This window comes from Streptomyces sp. NPDC015661 (assembly GCF_043077765.1).
GTDB lineage: Bacteria > Actinomycetota > Actinomycetes > Streptomycetales > Streptomycetaceae > Streptomyces.
Window position 1 is genome coordinate 1 of sequence record NZ_JBIBST010000017.1, and the last position, 16241, is coordinate 16241.

At 70.7% G+C, this 16241-nt stretch carries 11 protein-coding genes and 2 pseudogenes; 6 read left to right on the forward strand and 7 right to left on the reverse strand.

The genetic code is table 11. The features are described from left to right. Positions 1-96 precede the first annotated feature (96 nt). Positions 97-984 (reverse strand): annotated as a pseudogene (locus tag ACF07V_RS34435) (IS110 family transposase); the annotation flags it as partial. Between the two features lie 212 nt (positions 985-1196). Between ACF07V_RS34435 and ACF07V_RS34440 the strand changes: the two are divergent. Next, positions 1197-1643, forward strand: a complete 447-nt coding sequence (locus tag ACF07V_RS34440; RefSeq protein ID WP_392159612.1) for a hypothetical protein — start codon at positions 1197-1199, stop codon at positions 1641-1643. A 139-nt stretch (positions 1644-1782) separates the two neighbouring features. Here ACF07V_RS34440 and ACF07V_RS34445 read toward each other — a convergent pair whose 3' ends face one another. The 4 genes and pseudogenes from ACF07V_RS34445 to ACF07V_RS34460 form a co-directional block, all read right to left on the reverse strand. Then, complete coding sequence (locus tag ACF07V_RS34445) at positions 1783-2175, reverse strand: IS5 family transposase (protein ID WP_392159613.1); 393 nt, start codon at positions 2173-2175, stop codon at positions 1783-1785. Positions 2176-2212: 37 nt separating this feature from the next. After that, positions 2213-2998 carry a DUF4253 domain-containing protein gene (locus ACF07V_RS34450; RefSeq protein WP_392159614.1) on the reverse strand — a complete coding sequence of 262 codons (786 nt, stop codon included), beginning with the start codon at positions 2996-2998 and terminating at the stop codon, positions 2213-2215. A 233-nt stretch (positions 2999-3231) separates the two neighbouring features. Beyond that, a pseudogene (locus tag ACF07V_RS34455) lies at positions 3232-3423 on the reverse strand (transposase); the annotation flags it as partial. Positions 3424-3760: 337 nt separating this feature from the next. Beyond that, entirely contained in the window at positions 3761-4219 is a 459-nt protein-coding gene (locus tag ACF07V_RS34460) for a hypothetical protein (protein ID WP_392159615.1), read from the reverse strand. A 309-nt stretch (positions 4220-4528) separates the two neighbouring features. Between ACF07V_RS34460 and ACF07V_RS34465 the strand changes: the two genes are divergently transcribed. Both ACF07V_RS34465 and ACF07V_RS34470 read left to right on the forward strand, forming a co-directional pair. Further along, positions 4529-4786 carry a LuxR C-terminal-related transcriptional regulator gene (locus ACF07V_RS34465; protein ID WP_392159739.1) on the forward strand — a complete coding sequence of 86 codons (258 nt, stop codon included), beginning with the start codon at positions 4529-4531 and terminating at the stop codon, positions 4784-4786. Between the two features lie 351 nt (positions 4787-5137). Next, positions 5138-7945: an AAA family ATPase gene (locus tag ACF07V_RS34470; RefSeq protein ID WP_392159616.1), complete on the forward strand. Its 2808-nt coding sequence runs from the start codon at positions 5138-5140 to the stop codon at positions 7943-7945. Positions 7946-8160: 215 nt separating this feature from the next. Here ACF07V_RS34470 and ACF07V_RS34475 read toward each other — a convergent pair whose 3' ends face one another. Beyond that, positions 8161-11304 carry an AAA family ATPase gene (locus tag ACF07V_RS34475; RefSeq protein ID WP_392159617.1) on the reverse strand — a complete coding sequence of 1048 codons (3144 nt, stop codon included), beginning with the start codon at positions 11302-11304 and terminating at the stop codon, positions 8161-8163. 75 nt (positions 11305-11379) lie between these two features. Beyond that, entirely contained in the window at positions 11380-11817 is a 438-nt protein-coding gene (locus ACF07V_RS34480; protein WP_392159618.1) for a hypothetical protein, read from the reverse strand. A gap of 352 nt (positions 11818-12169) precedes the next feature. Here ACF07V_RS34480 and ACF07V_RS34485 point away from each other — a divergent pair, with 352 nt between their 5' ends. The 3 genes from ACF07V_RS34485 to ACF07V_RS34495 all read left to right on the forward strand — a co-directional run bounded on the left by ACF07V_RS34485 (position 12170) and on the right by ACF07V_RS34495 (position 15500). After that, positions 12170-12598, forward strand: a complete 429-nt coding sequence (locus ACF07V_RS34485; RefSeq protein WP_392159619.1) for a hypothetical protein — start codon at positions 12170-12172, stop codon at positions 12596-12598. Between the two features lie 1394 nt (positions 12599-13992). Continuing rightward, positions 13993-14463, forward strand: a complete 471-nt coding sequence (locus ACF07V_RS34490; RefSeq protein ID WP_392159620.1) for an SsgA family sporulation/cell division regulator — start codon at positions 13993-13995, stop codon at positions 14461-14463. A 182-nt stretch (positions 14464-14645) separates the two neighbouring features. Then, positions 14646-15500 (forward strand): Bax inhibitor-1/YccA family protein, encoded by an 855-nt coding sequence (locus ACF07V_RS34495; protein WP_392159621.1) that lies wholly within the window; start codon positions 14646-14648, stop codon positions 15498-15500. Positions 15501-16241 lie beyond the last annotated feature (741 nt).

Here is a 16241-nt window from a genome sequence, read left to right on the forward strand (position 1 = left end):
GACGACCCACGGCCGGGAGTTCCTCTTCGCCACGAACGGACCAACGAGCAACCGAGCCGACAGTCACATGATCAACAGCTTCTGTTAGGACCTCTAAGACGACAGGTCGTCGGCAGCAACAACGAACTCGGCCCCGAGTATCGGGCCCACGCCGGGCATGGACTCGATGATCTCGGCCTGCGGGTGGCTACGGAAAACCTCGCTGATCTGCTTGTCGATGCGCTTCAGCCGGTCGTCCAGGGCAAGGACCTGGGCCGCCAGATCGGCCACGATCTCCCCGGCTACATCCTCCCCAGGCAGCGCGGTCTGTTGAGCCTGCGCCGCCTCCAGGGCGGCCGCGGCAACCGCGTCGGCGCTGCGGACGCTGCGGTTGGCCAGCCAGGCCGTCAGCCTTGCCCGGCCACGTCGACGGATCGAGCCAGGGGTCTGGTAGCCGGTCAGCAGGACCAGCGCGCCCTTCTGGGAGCTGTAGTCGAAGGCCCGCTCCAGCGCAGGAAAGATGCCTGTCAGCACGTCGCGCAGCCGGTTGATCATCCTGGTGCGGTCGGCAACCAGATCGCTGCGGCGGGCCGTCAGCAGGGCGAGGTCAGCGGCCAGCTGGGCGGGCACGTCGATCGTGGCGAAGTCGTTGCGGTGGCGGGCGGTCTCGGCGATGACGTAGGCGTCTCGGGCATCTGTCTTCGCCTCGCCCCGGTAGGCGCCGGCCATGCGGTTGACGGTGCGGCCGGGCACGTAGACGACCCGCTGCCCACGCGCCGCGAGCAGGGCCAGCAAGAGGGCGGAAGACCTGCCGGAGATGTCCACTGCCCAGTGGATGCCATCCGCCAGTTCCAGGATCTCGCCGAGCGCAGTCAGGATCGCCGCTTCGTCATTCTCGATCTTCTTCGACCACAGCGTCGCGCCGGTCTCGTCGACCACAGCCGCCCAGTGGTGCCCTTTGCCCGCATCGATGCCGGCCCAGACCCGGGCTCGTCGTTCACTCATTGCCCCTCCTCGTGCCACACGGATTGCCGTTGGCCCGAGGAACACCCCGCTGTCCGCTCCGTAATCAGCGACCGCACATGGCGCGCACATCTCAATCAGCAGCCAGGGCGCCCCGGAGAGCCGGGCGGCCACTCCTAGTGAGCCACAAGCGGCAAGCACACGTCAGCCACACCCGGCCCTCCCGGGCCGTCCAACACCTTACGGAGACACACGTGGGTAACCGACAAGCAGACATCGACTTCACCTTCCAGCTTCCAACCACCGTGCGCGCCCTGCTGGATGTGTTGACCCCGGCCGGCTGGGCCGCCGAGGAACGCCTCGGCCGCATCTCGTACATGATCAACGATGCAGACGACATGTACGAGTGGTACGACAACGCCCCCGACCGCCTCGACGCCGTGCTCGCGGAGCTGGACTCGACGGCGAACCTGCCCTACAGCGTGGCGCTGAACATCTACCACGCGCAGGGTAGGACTGGCGGCATGCTCGTGTTCTCAGCGCAGCGCAGGGAAGTCTCCTTCCTTCCCACCATCAACCGCCGGCGCATCCCGGACGCGCCAAAGTTCACCGACCTCGCCTGGTACCTGCACGCACTCGTCCCGTCCCTGCTCTGGGCCGGCCTCGAAGGGTACGAGGCCCGGGAAGACCCCAACGACTAGGCCCTTTCGTTTGGATCACCGGGCAGACCAGAGGAAGATGCCCGCGATGTGGAGCCCGGCCAGGTGCCGGCCTGTCCGGCCGTGAGGTAGAAGGCCAGAGGCCGGCGGTGGGCATCGGACGCCAGATGGATCTTCGTGGTCAGTCCGCCGCGGGATCGGCCGATGGCATGGTCGTCAGGCTCGCCGGCCGGGGCCCCTTGTTGCGGGCCCCGGCCGCGTGCTGGTGAGCGCGCACGATGGTGGAGTCCACCGAGACGGCCCAGTCGAGAACTTCTTCGGCATCGGCCTGCGCGACGAGCGTGGTGAAGACCCGCTCCCACGTGCCGTCGACGGCCCACATCCGCAGCCGGTCATAGACGCCTCGCCAGTTGCCGTACTTCTCCGGCAGGTGCACCCACTGCGAGCCGCTCTGGAACTTCCGGAAAATCACGTCGATCACTTCACGGTGGTCTCTCCACCGGCCCCCACGTTTCGGCGTCCGGTCCGGGAGCAACGGCTCGATCCGCGCCCACTGCGCATCAGTCAACGGCACACCCGAACCAACGACGCGGACAGCACGGCCGTCATGCCTAGTCCCACCAGAACGACCAGCAAGTCCGTCCCACGAGGTCCATCGCGTACTCGGGGAACGGGGTGGGCGGATCGTCGACGATGTTGTTCGCGGTCGAGAGCACGTGTTCCAAGGCGAGCAAGTTCGCGTGCTCTGCTTCAGCGGGCGGCCTCGCGACCGACACGTGCAGCTCGCTGCCGAACACCGCCACGACCTGGGCACCGAAGCGGTCCTCCCAGCTCCGCAGGAGTGCGCACAGGAGAGGCAACGGTGCCTCCGCGGACCAGCCGATCGACGCCAGAGCATCGCTACCGCGACGGGCAGGGACGAGCACGAGGCGACACTCGTCCAGCCCAAACTGTTCCGTCTTGCTGAACCAGGTAAGCAGGCTTGCCGCCGCCGTCTCGGGCGTCAGGCTTGCGGGCGCAGCCGGCACCTGCGGTGCCAGGCCCGGCCACTGTTCGAAGGGCGGCCCGGGATCGTGGGGCCATGGCTCGACTCCTTCCGGCGCCGGGGCGGGGGTCGGGTCCGTCCAGAAGGGCAGCCTCCTGCGCCGGTACTCGGCGAAGTCCGTGGCCAGCACTTCCTCCAGACGGACGGCATCTACGTCGGCCAGGCCGATCGGTGTTCCCATGGCGTCGGGCCGGCACAGGAGCGGAACCAGGCGGCAGGCTTTCTGCTCGCTCAGCAGGCGAGGCCACAGACGCTCAATGTCATGCGGGAATTCGTCCGAGACCCATACGCGTGCAGGGCCGGAAGGCAGGAACCGGCCGGGAGGCAGACCATCGGGCAGGGCAAACGACATGGTCGCACCGTAGACGGTGGCGCTGACAGTGCGGCACTTGCAGGCCTCAGGGATGCCTCCGCCACCAGTGATCCAAACGAGAGACCCTAGGCGTAGTCCGGGACGAATTCCCCCGTAGCCGCCGGTCGGGCACGGCGCGATTCTGGGCATCGCAGTTGCCCATCTGGGCCGTGCACCGCCCTCAGTCACCCGAGTGGTCTCGGTAATGGTTGGCTGCGGTGTGGCCCACTGCCCTATCCGGCGAGGGCGAGGTTGTGCATCCGGGTGATGCCGAGCATGGCGTGATGGACGCCGTCGCCTGTGAGGCGGCAGTCGCGGAGGATCTTCCAGGTCTTCAGGCGGGCGAAGACGTGCTCGACCCGGGCCCGGACCTGCTTGTGGGACCTGTTGTGGTCCTCTTTCCAGCCCGGGAGTTCGGCCTGGCCTGGAATCTTCTGCAACACGCTTTAGGCGTATCTGCACGCCGCCGGGGCCTTCAAAAGGGACCCTGGGCGGCGAGCCGGACGACCATGCTCTCGGACGGTGCCGCGGCCGACTGACATCGAGATCCACATCGCCGCGGACAGCTACTGCCGACCGCTCGCCTTCGTCATCACGCCCGGCCAGGCAGGCGACGCACCCGCGTTCCCCGAGGTCACGGCATCAGTTACGGGTGCCGCGGCCGATCGGGACACGGCCTAATTCATCACTACGAGGCCACGCATCGGAAGAGGGACCAACTGCGTGCCTTCCGCGACGACGCCTCACAGATTCGGGAGTTGCTCAGGCATGCTGCATCGACTTGTGCCGACAGAACTCCCGCTGACACCGAGCGTTCAGACCGCCATTGTTGTCAGGTGAGAGAAACTGGCTGCACGTGCAGACATAGCAGTACCAGGGACCGCCAGGGTCGTAGTCCACTCCACGCAGGCGGGCCTCGGCAGCCTCGCGTACCGAACGGCTGTGATTCTCCAACTCGGCGAAGTCGGACTCATTCTGCTTGAACGCTTCGCGTTGAGCTTCAGTCAGGGGCCGCGGGTCGTCGTTGCTATGCGTGTGCACCGCCCAGTGGGCCGTGTGTGGTGGGGTGAACTGAGTGTTGTGTTCGGCTGCGGCCTGAGTGGCGGCCTCTTTGGTCGGGAACAGCATGAGGACGTTGAGGTCTTCCTCAGGGCAGTACACATCCCACTTGGTTGGGGAGTGAGGTCCCGTTGGGGTTGACTGCTCGCTGGGTTTCGTCATCGGAAACACCTCCGTGCAGAGCTAGGCCGAACTGCTGGGCCGAACGGGAGAACCGGCAGAATGTACCCGGACTGAAGGGTGAATCACGGAAACGAGTGATGGGCACCCGGGCATAGCAGTAAGCCTTCTGCTGAGCGCAACTACATTGTCCGACTAGTGACGCGGGCCTGCCACTGGAGAAGTCCTCCCCCCTGCGACCGCAGACTCACCAAAGGAGATGACATCTACGGGGTTGAGGCGGGGCCTGAGCAGTCAGTGCCCGGCGACACCCTGGTTGGGCCATATCCACACCGCTGGCTGCTGGTTGAAATGCGTGCCCCGGCCCTCCCCTCGTCGGCGTCCGGCCCGGCAGCAACCGCTCGATGCACACCCACCGGGCGTCAGTCAACGACACACATCCACCAGCGATCAGATGATCCGAAGGAAACGGCCCAGGCCGAGCGCGCGCCCAAGGAGGAGATCACGGAGGTCGCGGAGGTCGCGGAGATCGCGACGACCGGGCTGACGAACCAGCAGATCGCCAGGTGTCTGTTCATCTCGCGCCGCACCGTCGGCGCCCATCCGTAGACCTTTCCGAGGCTCGGCATCGCCTCCAGGCCAGGCGCTGCGTCGGCCCGACGGACGGTCCCCCGGAACGTACCGCCGAGTTCGTACAGGAGAGCGCCTGAGACACCTTCGAGATACGTGTTCACACGTGCGTACTCGCGTACCAGGGCGCGGACCGAGAGGCGATCCGACGCGACATCCGCCACCGCGGGCTACCGTCGCGCACCCACCCCCGTGGGGGATTCACTCTGCGGCCGGGCAAGCCGCACGCGAACCGGCTGCCTCCGTGCCTTCCCTTCCCCCGGGATGGGAGCATGCACCGGAGCGCTCTCCCGGCCGGGTGGGAACGTACGCAGGGAAAAGGGGGCCACGATGAACGCACAAACCGGGCCTTCCGCTCGGCCCGCGGCCGGGGGCCGGCAGGCCACGACTTCGCTCGGCGGCTCCCTGCGCGGTTCGCTGCGGGGGAGTCCGGGTCTCCTTGGTCGCGATCCCGAACTTCTTGCCCTGAAGGAATTCCTGCGCGAGGCCGCGGCCCACGGAGCGACCCGCGTCGTGTGCGGAGAGGCCGGTGCCGGCAAGTCGACGTTGCTGGAAGCCACCGTCCACGCGGCGACGGCCACCGGCATGCGTGTGCTGCGCTGCGCCGGCATCCGGGGCGCCACCTCGCCCGACCTGTCCGGTCTGCTCCAGATCGTGTGGCCGGTACTGGCAGCCCCGCGCCGGTCGTCACCGGCCTCCGAGCCGCTCGACGCCTTGGAGAGGGTGCTGGTCGACGGCGCGCCCGCTCCGGGCGGGCGGGCGTGGCTGCCCTTCGCCGTTCTCGAGGTGCTGGTGTCGGTCAGCCGCGCGGGGCAGCCCCTCCTTGTCGCCGTCGACGACTGGGACGCGCTGGACGAACCGAGCCGGGAGGTGTTGACGTTCGTCGCCCGGCGGACCGGAGGTCATCCGCTGGCCCTGCTGATGACGGCCCGTCCGCACCGCCTGCCGCCGGCTCCCCTGGCCGGCCTTCCGGCGCTGCCGCTCGACCCACTCCCCCCGGCCGAATCCGCCCTGCTGCTGGCGTCACGGCGGCCCGGTCTGGACGCGCACACCGTGCGCGAGCTGCTCGCGACCGCGGCCGGCCATCCCCTGGCCCTGCTGGAACTCCCCGTCCCGTCCGAGGACTCGTTGCCCGCCCTGCCCGCCTCGTCCGACCGGCTGGCCGCCGCCCTGGCCCCCGGTGCCGCGCGCCTGCCCCAGGAGACCCGGGACCTCCTGCTGGTGGCCGCGCTGCACCCGACGGGAGAGCTCCCGCTGCTGCTGTCGGCCGCGTCCCGGATCGGAGGCGCCGCGCCGGACTTCACGGCCCTGGAGCCCGCGGAACACGCGGGCCTCGTGGCGGTCGACGACGGCATGCGGCTGCGCTTCAGCCACCCTGCGACGGCGGGGGCTGTCGTCCACGGCACCGAGCCGCGGCGCTCCCGGGCCGCGCACGCGGCCCTGGCGGAGGTCCTGGCACCAGGCTCGGTGCCGATGCTGTGGCACCGGTCCCAGGCGGTGCAGGGGTACGACGCGGAGCTGGCCGGCCGTCTGGAAGCCGTGCAGGGCCAGGCCCTGGAACAGTGCGAGCCACCGCTGGCCGTCCGGCTGCTGCGAAGGGCGGCCGAGCTGCATCCGGCGCCCGCGGACCGGGGCCGCTGCGCCCTGCGGGCCGCCCAGCTCGCCGAGGTCCTCGGGCTGGACCGTATGGCACGGACGATGGCGCACCGCGCACTGCGCGAGCGGCTGGGCCCCCTGGGCACGCTGTGCGCCGAGACCCTGACGCGGACCGGGAGAGGTGACGGCCGGCCTCCGGCCGACCCTGCCTCCTGGCCCGTACCCAGCGGTGCCGCCGAGCAGGAGAACGCACTGGAGCTGGCCCGGATCACGGCGGCCTCGGTGGCGGGCGACGACGAGCGCGCCGAGGCGCTGCTGGCCTTCCTCGACGGGATGCCGGAGCGCGCGGACGACCCCCGGCTGCTGCACGCGATGGCCACGGTCGGCTCGGTCCGCCGGGCCGCGACCGTACTTGCGGGCGTATCGGCCGTCCGGCACCTGGCCGACATGCCCGTACGCGACCTCGAACGGCTCGGTGAGGCCGCGCTGCAGGCGGGTGACCCGCTGAGGGCGCTGGACCTGTTCCGGCAGGCGGAGCGCCGCCATCGCTTCCACGGCCTGGCCGGCGAGCTGCCCCCGGTGCTGCTGAGGCTGGGCCTCGCCCACCTGGCCAGGGGCGAATGGGGTCAGGGCGAGCACGCGTTCCGGCGGTGCGCGGCGCTCGCCGAGGGCGTGTACGACCAGGACCACCATGCGGCGGCCGCCCGCCTTCTGGAGGATCTCGTACGGGCTCTGCGCACCGGTGGCACGGTACGCCCGGGCGCTGCCGGTGATCTGGTGGCGGCGAGGCGCTCGATGCGTTCGATCGACGCGGTTCTCGCGGTCGGCCGGGCCTGGGCCCTCGTGGAGTGCGGCAGGTCCGGAGCCGCGCTTCCGGCGTTGTCGGCGCTCCTCACGTCGCCGCGCACCCGCGCGGTGGCCCTGTTCGCGCTGGTGCCGTTCGCGGAGGCCGCCGAGGCCGAGAACGCCTCCGGGGAAGCGCTCGCGACGCTCGATCGACTCGAAGCGGAGCTGGGCGGGGAGTGCCCCGCCGTGGTCGCCCATCGGTTCACGGTGGCCCGGGCCGTCCTCGCGGACGACCAGGACGCCCAGACGCTGTTCGAACAGGCCTTCACCGAGGACCTGTCCCGGCAGCCGTTCTTGGAGGCGCCGCTCCGGCTGGCCCAGGGACGGTGGCTGCGGCGCCGGCGGCAGTTCGCCGACTCCCGTGCCACCCTGCGCCAGGCGGCGGCCGGCTTCACCATGCTCGGCGCCGAGGCGCGCGCTCCGCGGATCGTCGAGGAGCTGCGGGCCTCCGGGGAACGAACCGACGGCGGCGCCCCGGGCGCACCCGGGGAGGATGCGGCCCGCGCCCTGCTCACCGCGCGGGAACTGCGGATCGCCGAGCTCGCGGGCCACGGCCTGTCCAACCGTGAGATCGGCGAACAGCTCGGCCTCGCGCCGCGGACCATCGGGGCGTACCTCTATCGCATCTTCCCCAGGCTGGGCGTGACAGGGCGGGCACAGCTCGCCGAGGTACTGAGGGACCGTCACTCGCGCTGAGGGACATGTCATGCGGGCCGGCGACCCCGCCACTCGCGCCGAGGGAACCGTCCCTCCAACCCGAGAGGCCGTCACCCGCCCTGACCGAGGCCGGCACCCGCCCTGGCCGAGACGGGCACCCGCCCTGGCCGAGGCCGGCACCCGCCCTGGCCGAGACCGTCACGCGCCCTGGCCGAGACCGTCACCCGCCCTGACCGAGACCGTCGGCCCTCCCGTCAGTCGGCGCCGATCCTCGCGGCGAGCTGTGCGCGGGAGGAGACGTCCAGTTTCGGGAAGATCTGGTACAGGTGAGAGGCGACCGTACGGGGTGACAGGCGCAGCTGTTCCCCGATGGCCCGGTTGGTCAGGCCGCGGGCGGCCAGGCGCGCGATGGCGAGCTGCTGCGGCGTCAGCACGCGGGAGATGTCGTCCGCTGCGGAGTCCCCGTCCGCCGTCCGGCCCGTCGCCCTCAGTTCGGAGGCGGACTGTTCCGCGCGGGACAGGGCTCCCAGGGACCGGAAGACCGACTCGGCCCTGGTCAGCGGCGTACGGGACTCTGTGACGCGCCGACGGCGCCTGAGCCATGCTCCGTACGCGAACTGGGTCATGCCGTGCAGCAGCGGCCAGAGCTCGGCCCCGGGCCGCAGCGCGCGGCGATAGCGGGCCTCCGCCTCGTCGTCCGGGGCGAGGACGGCGTCGGCGTACGCCAGAATCCGTTCCGGCAAGGGGGCACACCCCGCCTCCGTCAGGGACGTGACGTGATCGACGACCGTCCTGGCGTCGGCCTGCTCCCCGGCCGGCGGTGCCGCCTCCGCCAGGAAGGCCAGCCCCCAGAACTGCTCGAAGGCGTACGGCGTCGTCGGGTCCGCGAACAGGGAACGCAGCCGGGCGTACGCCTCGGCGTACCGTCCCGTCCCGGACGCGGAGACCGCGCGGGCCAGGACGGCCAGGCTCAACTGCCGGTTCTGGCCGAGGCGCAGGGAGGACTCCTCGACCTCCGCGGCGCACTCCAGAGCCCTGTCGTGGTCGCCCCGCAGCGCCGCGACGATGCCCAGCATTCCGGTGGCACGCGCCACCCAGTCGGGCTGCGCCGTCCGCTCCGCGATCTTCCGGCTCTCCTCGGCCAGCGACCGGGCCGTGTGCCACTCGGTGCCCAGCCAGATCTGACACATGGTCCGCGGTACGAGCGTCAGCGGCAGCTGTCCGTACCGGCCCGCGGCGCGGAAGACCGCCTCCACCTCCTCGAGGAGCGGCTCCGCCCGGTCGAATTCGGAGGTGAGGGTGGTCACCTGGGAGAGCAGGCTCCGCTCCTCCAGGTCGGACCGTCCGGGAACGGTGTGCGGAACCGCCGCGTGGGGCACCTTCAGAGGGTCGATCAGCGCCATCACGGTGAGATACCACGCGTCCAGGGGGCCGGCCCGCAGGTCCTCGACCGCCCTCACGACCGGGGCGCGTTCGCCGGGTCCGACCTGCTGCCACCGGCATCTGCGCGCCGCCGCGAGCAGCAGTTTCTGGGCGAGTGCGGAGTCCTGGGCGGCGACCTCGCGTGCCGCCTCGCACAGTTCGGCGATCCGCTCCCGGCCGGCCGCGCTGCTGCCCGGCAGCAGATCGTGCACCCGCAGCAGCAGGGCACGTCCGAACGCGCCCAGCTCGGTCGGGTCGACCCGGCGTACGAAGCGGAGCGCCTGGTCCACCAGACCGTGGTCGCCGGCGAGTTCGGCAGCCTGCAGGAGCCGTGCCGCCCGGCGTTCCGGGTCCGGGGAGAGACGGGCCGCGCCTTCCAGAGCGGCGAGGGCCACGAGCACGGCGCTGCCCGAACGGGGACCGGTCGCCAACGGCTCCAGCCGCCGCGCGAGTTCCTCGTCGGGACCCGCCGCACACTGGGCCGAGTGCCAGGCCGCGTGGGGGGAACTGGTGAGACTCCGCCCGAGCGCGGCGTGTGCGGCCATGCGCCGGGCCGCCGACTCGAGGTGCAGAACGGCCGGGCGGATCAACGGCTCGGGGAAGCGGAGGTGGTGCTCCTCTTCGGGGGACTCGGGGGGACCGGGGGACTCGGCGGGACCGGGGGACCCGGCGGGACCGGGGGACTCGGGGGGACCGGGGGACTCGGCGGGTGCGGGGGACTCGGCGAGCGCATGGGCCTCGGCGAGCGCATGAGCCTCGGCGGACGCGGCGGCGCGGGCGGCCAGGGCGCCTTTGGAGGGCTCGACGACGCTTCGGCCGGTTACGACTCCAGCGGCAGGCTCATCGGCACCTCGGCCGACCACGCCGCCCGCGGCGGACTGATCGGTACCTCGGCCGACCACGGCACCTGCGGCGTACTGACCGGCACCTCGGCCGAAAACGGCACCTGTGCCAGCCTCAAAGGGCTCAAAGGCTCCAGGGAACCCAAGGGCCTCATCCGCTCCGACCGTACCGGCGGCCTCCACGACCACCAGTCCGCGGGCCGTCGCCTCGGCCAGCCCGGCGCGGGCCGCGTGGGCGCTGCCGAGCAGCAGCGTGCTCGCGCTCAGAATGTCCCGCATCACCGGCGAGGCGCTCAGTGCCGCGGTGAGCAGCACGGTGCGTGCGGGGGCCGACAGCGCCGCCCAGTCCTCCGTGTACGCCTCGGCCAGACGAGGCGTCGCGGGCAGCATGCCGAAGCCCGCCGCCTCCCCGAGACGGCCTCCGCCCAGGGAGAGTTCGACGAGGGCGAGCGGGTTGCCTCGCGCCACGGCGAGAACGAGCTCTTCCTCGGCGTATGCGGTGACCCGACCGGTACGTGCGACGAGCGCGCGGGCCTGGGGACCGGACAGGCTCCCGAGCACCACCGTCTGCGCGTACGGACTCGGCCGGACGCCGGGTGCGGCGCGCTCGGCGACGATCAGGCCCACCTGCGTCCCACCGCAGAGCCGGGCCAGGGCGTGCAGAGCCTCACGGCTCGCCGCGTCGAGCCCGTCGAGGTCGTCCACGCACAGCAGAACCGGCTCCGACACCGCGGTCAGCAGGCGCAGCACCGCTGCGGCCAGCTCCGCCGGTGACGGCGCGGGCAGGCGGCCTCCGAACCCGCTGTCCAGTACGGCGCGTGCGCGGTCCGGCAGGTCGGTGAGGCGGGGCAGGACGGGACGCAGGAGGTGGTGCAGCGAGGAAAGCGGCAGACCCCGCTCGGCCGGTGACTCTGCCGTCGACAGAACGACCATGCCCTGGCGCGCGGCCTCTGTCACGGCGAAGCGCAGGAGGGTGGACCGTCCCGTGCCGGGAGCGCCGCTCAGGTGGAGCGCGCGCCCACCGCCGCAGGGCAGGGCCGCCGGCATGGCGGCCACCAGCTTCCGTTCCCTCTCACGGCCGACCAGGACGACGTCGTCCGGCCCGACGGCGTCCGAGCCGGTGTGCGCTCTCATTCCGTGCCCCCTGGTGCCGACTCACGTCCCACGCGTGCACCGACCACCGGCACACCTGCTCATCTTCTCCCCCGCTCACCCGTCCGCTCGCCAGTCCGGGGATTCGATGCTTGTGCCGGCCACCGCATAGAGGCCGCGGATACTGACGTCTGCTCCGAAGTGCAGGCGGCTGAAGACCCAGTCGATCGGGCGGCACTCCCGCGCGTCGGACAGCTCCACGACGGGAGGCTCGGTCGTGGGGTGCTGCCCTGCCTCGGCGAGGCGCCAGGCTCCGCCGAGGTGGCGCGTCAGGACCTCGCCGACGTAGCAGCCGAAGGCGACGAGGGATTCCGCCATGTCCTCGCCGGTCACACCTTCGGCCCGGAATCCGTCGATGATGTCCTCCACCGTGTCGATGCTTTCGGGACTGTAGTCCAGTTCCGCACCGCTGATGTCGGCCGCAGCCGCGACGATGGCGGCGGCGCGCCGGGGCGCGTCAGCGGGCTCCAGTGGGGGGTTCAGGTGCACCTGCATGTCGGTCCTCGGGCTGTTTGCCGTCAATGGTGACGAGGCTAGCCGGACAACCCCGGGCCGAACATGTCTCTACACATGTCCCCGCACATGTCGATGTGCAACTCGGCCATCTGGCCACCACCACACGCCATGACGCCGACGCGGTGACGGGCCTACCGATCGGCCGGCGGCCGGCGGTCGGCGGTCGGCGGTCGGCGGTCGGCGGCCGCCAAAGAGAAGCAAACACATGTCTTCCCCCGCACTCCCTGACAAGCGTTCGACGCTCCCAATAGTGACCACCTTGACAGGTGACGCTGCCCCGTGCCAGCCTCGCGTCACCGGTCAGAACAGTTACTTCTCGTGAGGAAGTCCCATGGCAGTCGTACGGTTCCACCTCGTCTCCACGCTCGGCCCGAAGGACGTACTGGGGGTGCTGACCGACTTCAGCCCCGCACGCGCACAGGCCTGGCCCACGATCGACGCCGAGCACTTCGAGGTCCACGAGCTCGGTGACACCTGGGCTGAGGTCACCGAGGGCACGGCCGCCGCCTGGGAGCGTGCGCGGTACGCGTGGGAACCGGACGGCGACACGGTCACCATCACCACCCTGGACTCCAAGCTCTTCGGGGCGGGCGGAGGCTGGGTCTTCCGGATGACCCCCGAGGGCGACGGCACCCGGGTGGATGTCGAACTGACGCGGGAACCGAGCACGGTCAAGGGCAAGATGCTCGCCGCCCTGCTCCCCCTCGCCGCTCCGGCGTCCCTGCGCAAGTCCTTCGCGGGGCCCCTGCAGGCGAAGTGACCCGCTCCCGGCTCCCGATCCGTCAAAGGAGACGGGGCGAACAGCGCCGGCAGCTCCGTTCAGTGCGGTCAGGCCGCCGCCGGGTCGCAGGAGTCGGCATCGGACCGGGTGAAGTCGCGGTGCGGAACCGCATGAACAACTCGCACCGTTGCCCGACCCCGGCCGCGGTGATCGCCTGAGGCAGGCACCGGATCTGCCCGTCGGGCACCGAAGGATCCCCGTCGACGTACGTGAGGCAGAGCTCGCCGGCGATCCCGCCGGCGAGCATGCGCGGGCTGTCGGGCGCCTCGCCGGCCGGCCTGCCACGCAGCGCCGCGACCCGGATGCGTGCCGGCCGTGTGCAGCGCGACCCAAGCCCCCACGAAGTACCCGGTGCCGCCCACCGCCCGATCCGCGACCACCGGCGCTTCGGCGCACCACGCGAGGCAGGCCCCCGACGTCACGCCCTGCGAGCTCGGCGGGCTCCGGCAGCAGGACGATCCTCCCCACGGTGCCGGTGCGGAGCTCCGTGTCGACGAAGCCGGGCAGCTCCACCACCCACGGTGCAGCCGGAGACTGCCGGCCGGTCGACCATCGCCTGGAGATGCGGGCGGCCCCGTGCTCGTACTAGTACACGAGTACTCCACCCAGCTGAGCGCCGACGAATGGCGCCACTCGGAGCTCTCGGAGCTGTCGCTGCGCGAGTGACAGTCCGCCTCGGCCGCGCCAGGCCGCCCCACGACAACGGCTTCAGCACCGCGTGAGGCACGGCCTGCTTTCTCGACCCCCCTTCATCGCCACCTACGGCGCCGGGCACGACGACACCAACAACGGTCTCGGGGCGGGCGGCACGGCGGCCGCCAGCGCTGTCGCGCAGGCGGGCGCGCCACCGACTGAAGGCCACGGTCAAGCTGTTCGGCAGCGCAGGCGAGGAACAGCTCGCCCGCGAGGCGTACGCGATCAAGGAGGGCGACCACCACGCCCTCGCCCCTTCCTGGACTGGCGACTTGTCGATCGGGCTGCCCCCGCTCGTGCCCCCGGCGGCCACGTACAGCGGCGGACTGGCCACCGACATCAATTGGCAGACGCCAGCCGCCGTACTGCCGCCGACCGGCGGTTCTTCAAGGCGACGAGGCAGAGTCGGCCACCGAAAGGCGTGACCTGGCCGGTGCCCCGGGTGGTGGGTGATCGCCAGATCCACGCGCCGCCGGCAGTGGCGGCGTCCGGCGGCCGTGGCAGCACCAGCAGCACATTGGCTTACGTCACACACTCCGTGGCCCGTACGGGCGCATCACAGCACCGACCACGGCCCCTCCCCCGCCCGGCCTTTGACCGTCAAGTGACCGATGTACAGGTTCCGTCCCCGGCGAAGAGTGGAAGGCGCAGACTTCGCAACACGGAGGGGAACTCCTGTCATGCACCGTGATCAGTCACCACTGCGGGCACGCCCGCTGCCCGGGCACGTGCCTTCGCTGTTCCTGGACATCGACCAGATGCTCGACGAATTCACCCGGCTGCCCATGCAGGCGGAGTTCCGGTTCGACCCGGACATGCCCGCGGTGATCACCGTCGAGTTCCTCGCGGAACGAGGGCCGAGTCTTAGTTGGCGGATCGGCCGCGAACTGCTGCACCACGGCCTGACGGCGATGAGCGGATCCGGCGATGTGCGGATGTGGCCGACGCTGCCCGGCGAGCGGCCCTCATCCTGGCTTCTTCTCGAATCGCAGGAGGTGGAGGCCCTGTTCGAACTGCCCACCGTGCCGCTCGCGAACTGGCTCGACGCCACCTATCGGGTCACCTCTGCCGAGGCGGAGATGGACGGTCTGAACTGGGACCGATTCCTCCTGGAGCTGCTCGACGGTCCGGGGACGACACCGTCCGAATGAGTCTGGCCGGACCTGGAGGGCCGACTTGCCCCTCACTGCGTCACCTGTCAGAGTGGTGACGCACAGGGTTACAGTCGTCGACCGGTGCACGGCGTTGTCACACGTTTGCCACGCGCGCTCCCTCCCGATGACAAATCCTGTGCGAGAGCAAGCCGCGCTTGCGGCGGACGAGGAGGAATGACGTGAAGAGCAGCAATCCGATCTTCTCCCGCTGGGGCGCCGCCCGGGACGCCGCCTCCACGCGCCACCCGGTGGGCGTCACGGCCGCAGGCCGGCCCGGGAGCGACTACGCGATCAACCCTTACGCCCCCGCTCCCGGTACCGACCCAAACACGGACGCGCAAGTCGACCGGACCGCCATGACGTTGGACGACGTCGTCGTCCGCACCGCGACGACGCTGGGCACCGTGGCCCTGACGGCCGTACTGTCCTGGCTCCTGCTGCCGGTCGACGAGGCGAACATCAACCGGTCGTACGGCATCGCGCTGGGCGCCGCCGTCGTCGCCTTCGTCCTGTCGATGATCCAGGCCGTCAGGCGGACGCCGTCTCCGGCGCTGATCCTCGGGTACGCGGCGTTCGAGGGCGTCTTCCTCGGCGTGATCTCCAGCGCGACCTCGACGTACATCGCACCGGGCGTGGTGGTTCAGGCGGTTCTCGGCACCTTCGCGGTCTCCGCCGGGGTACTCGTCGCCTATCGGATGCGCTGGATCCGGGTCGACCGGAAGTTCGTCGGGTTCGTCGCCGCCGCCACGGCCGGATTCATGCTGCTCCTGGTCGCCGACCTCCTCTTCTCCGCCTTCGGTGCAGGAAACGGCCTCGGCTTCCACAGCGGCGGCCTGGGAATCGTCTTCGGCGGCATCGGGGTCCTGCTCGGCGCGTGCTTCCTCGCCCTGGACTTCAGGCAGGTGGAGGACGCCGTCGCCTACGGCGCCCCTCGCGAGGAGGCGTGGCTGGCCGCCTTCGGTCTCACCGCGACGCTGGTGTGGATCTACTTGGAAGTGCTGCGGGTGCTGACGATCTTCAGCAGCGACACCTGAGTTCTGCGGCGTCGGAGGGGCAGGCCCCTCCGACGTGTGTCCTTGCACGGCCCCCGCTGGACTGCCCCTGCAGGACTCCGGCTCATTCGACCTCGGAGTGAACCGCGCGATCTCGGCGCCATCCGGCAGTCCGCTGGTCGCCGATTCGGAGTCACCGAACGGGGCAATTGGCCCCACTGGCCCGCTGGCGGCATCGGACCGCTCCGGTTCGGTATGACCGTCGGCGAAGTGGTCGAGGCGGCTGAGACACTCGGTCAGGCGAAGGTCATTGATGGTGCACGGGACTACGCCATCTTCTTGCTGGCTGCATCGGTGGACACGGCGAACATTTGTTGCCGTTTGGGGAGCATATGTTGATCACGTCGGTGGCAAGCGAAGAGGTTATGCAAGATCACCCCCATGCGCCGGAACGATGCGTCCTATGCGCTCGAGTACGTCGCGCCGTTCCGAGACGATGCCGAGTTCCTGCAATGGCTGCGCTTTTCGGCGCCGCCTGACCGTCGTCGGCGGCTGGAGCTGTTCTGTAGCGCGTATGGGCTCTCTTCAGTGTCCGGCATGGTCGACGCCGTCATTGCCAGGCAAACAAGAAGCCATCGAACTCGTCCGCCGACTGTCCGGGGAGAGCCACGAACCCCAGGCAACCTGGGGCGCTGAGGGGACTACTCCAGGAGCGCGACGGCAGGGTGGCCTGGAGCCCGGCGAACCGATTGCTGTTCGACCGCTGATTCCGTCCAGCCACCC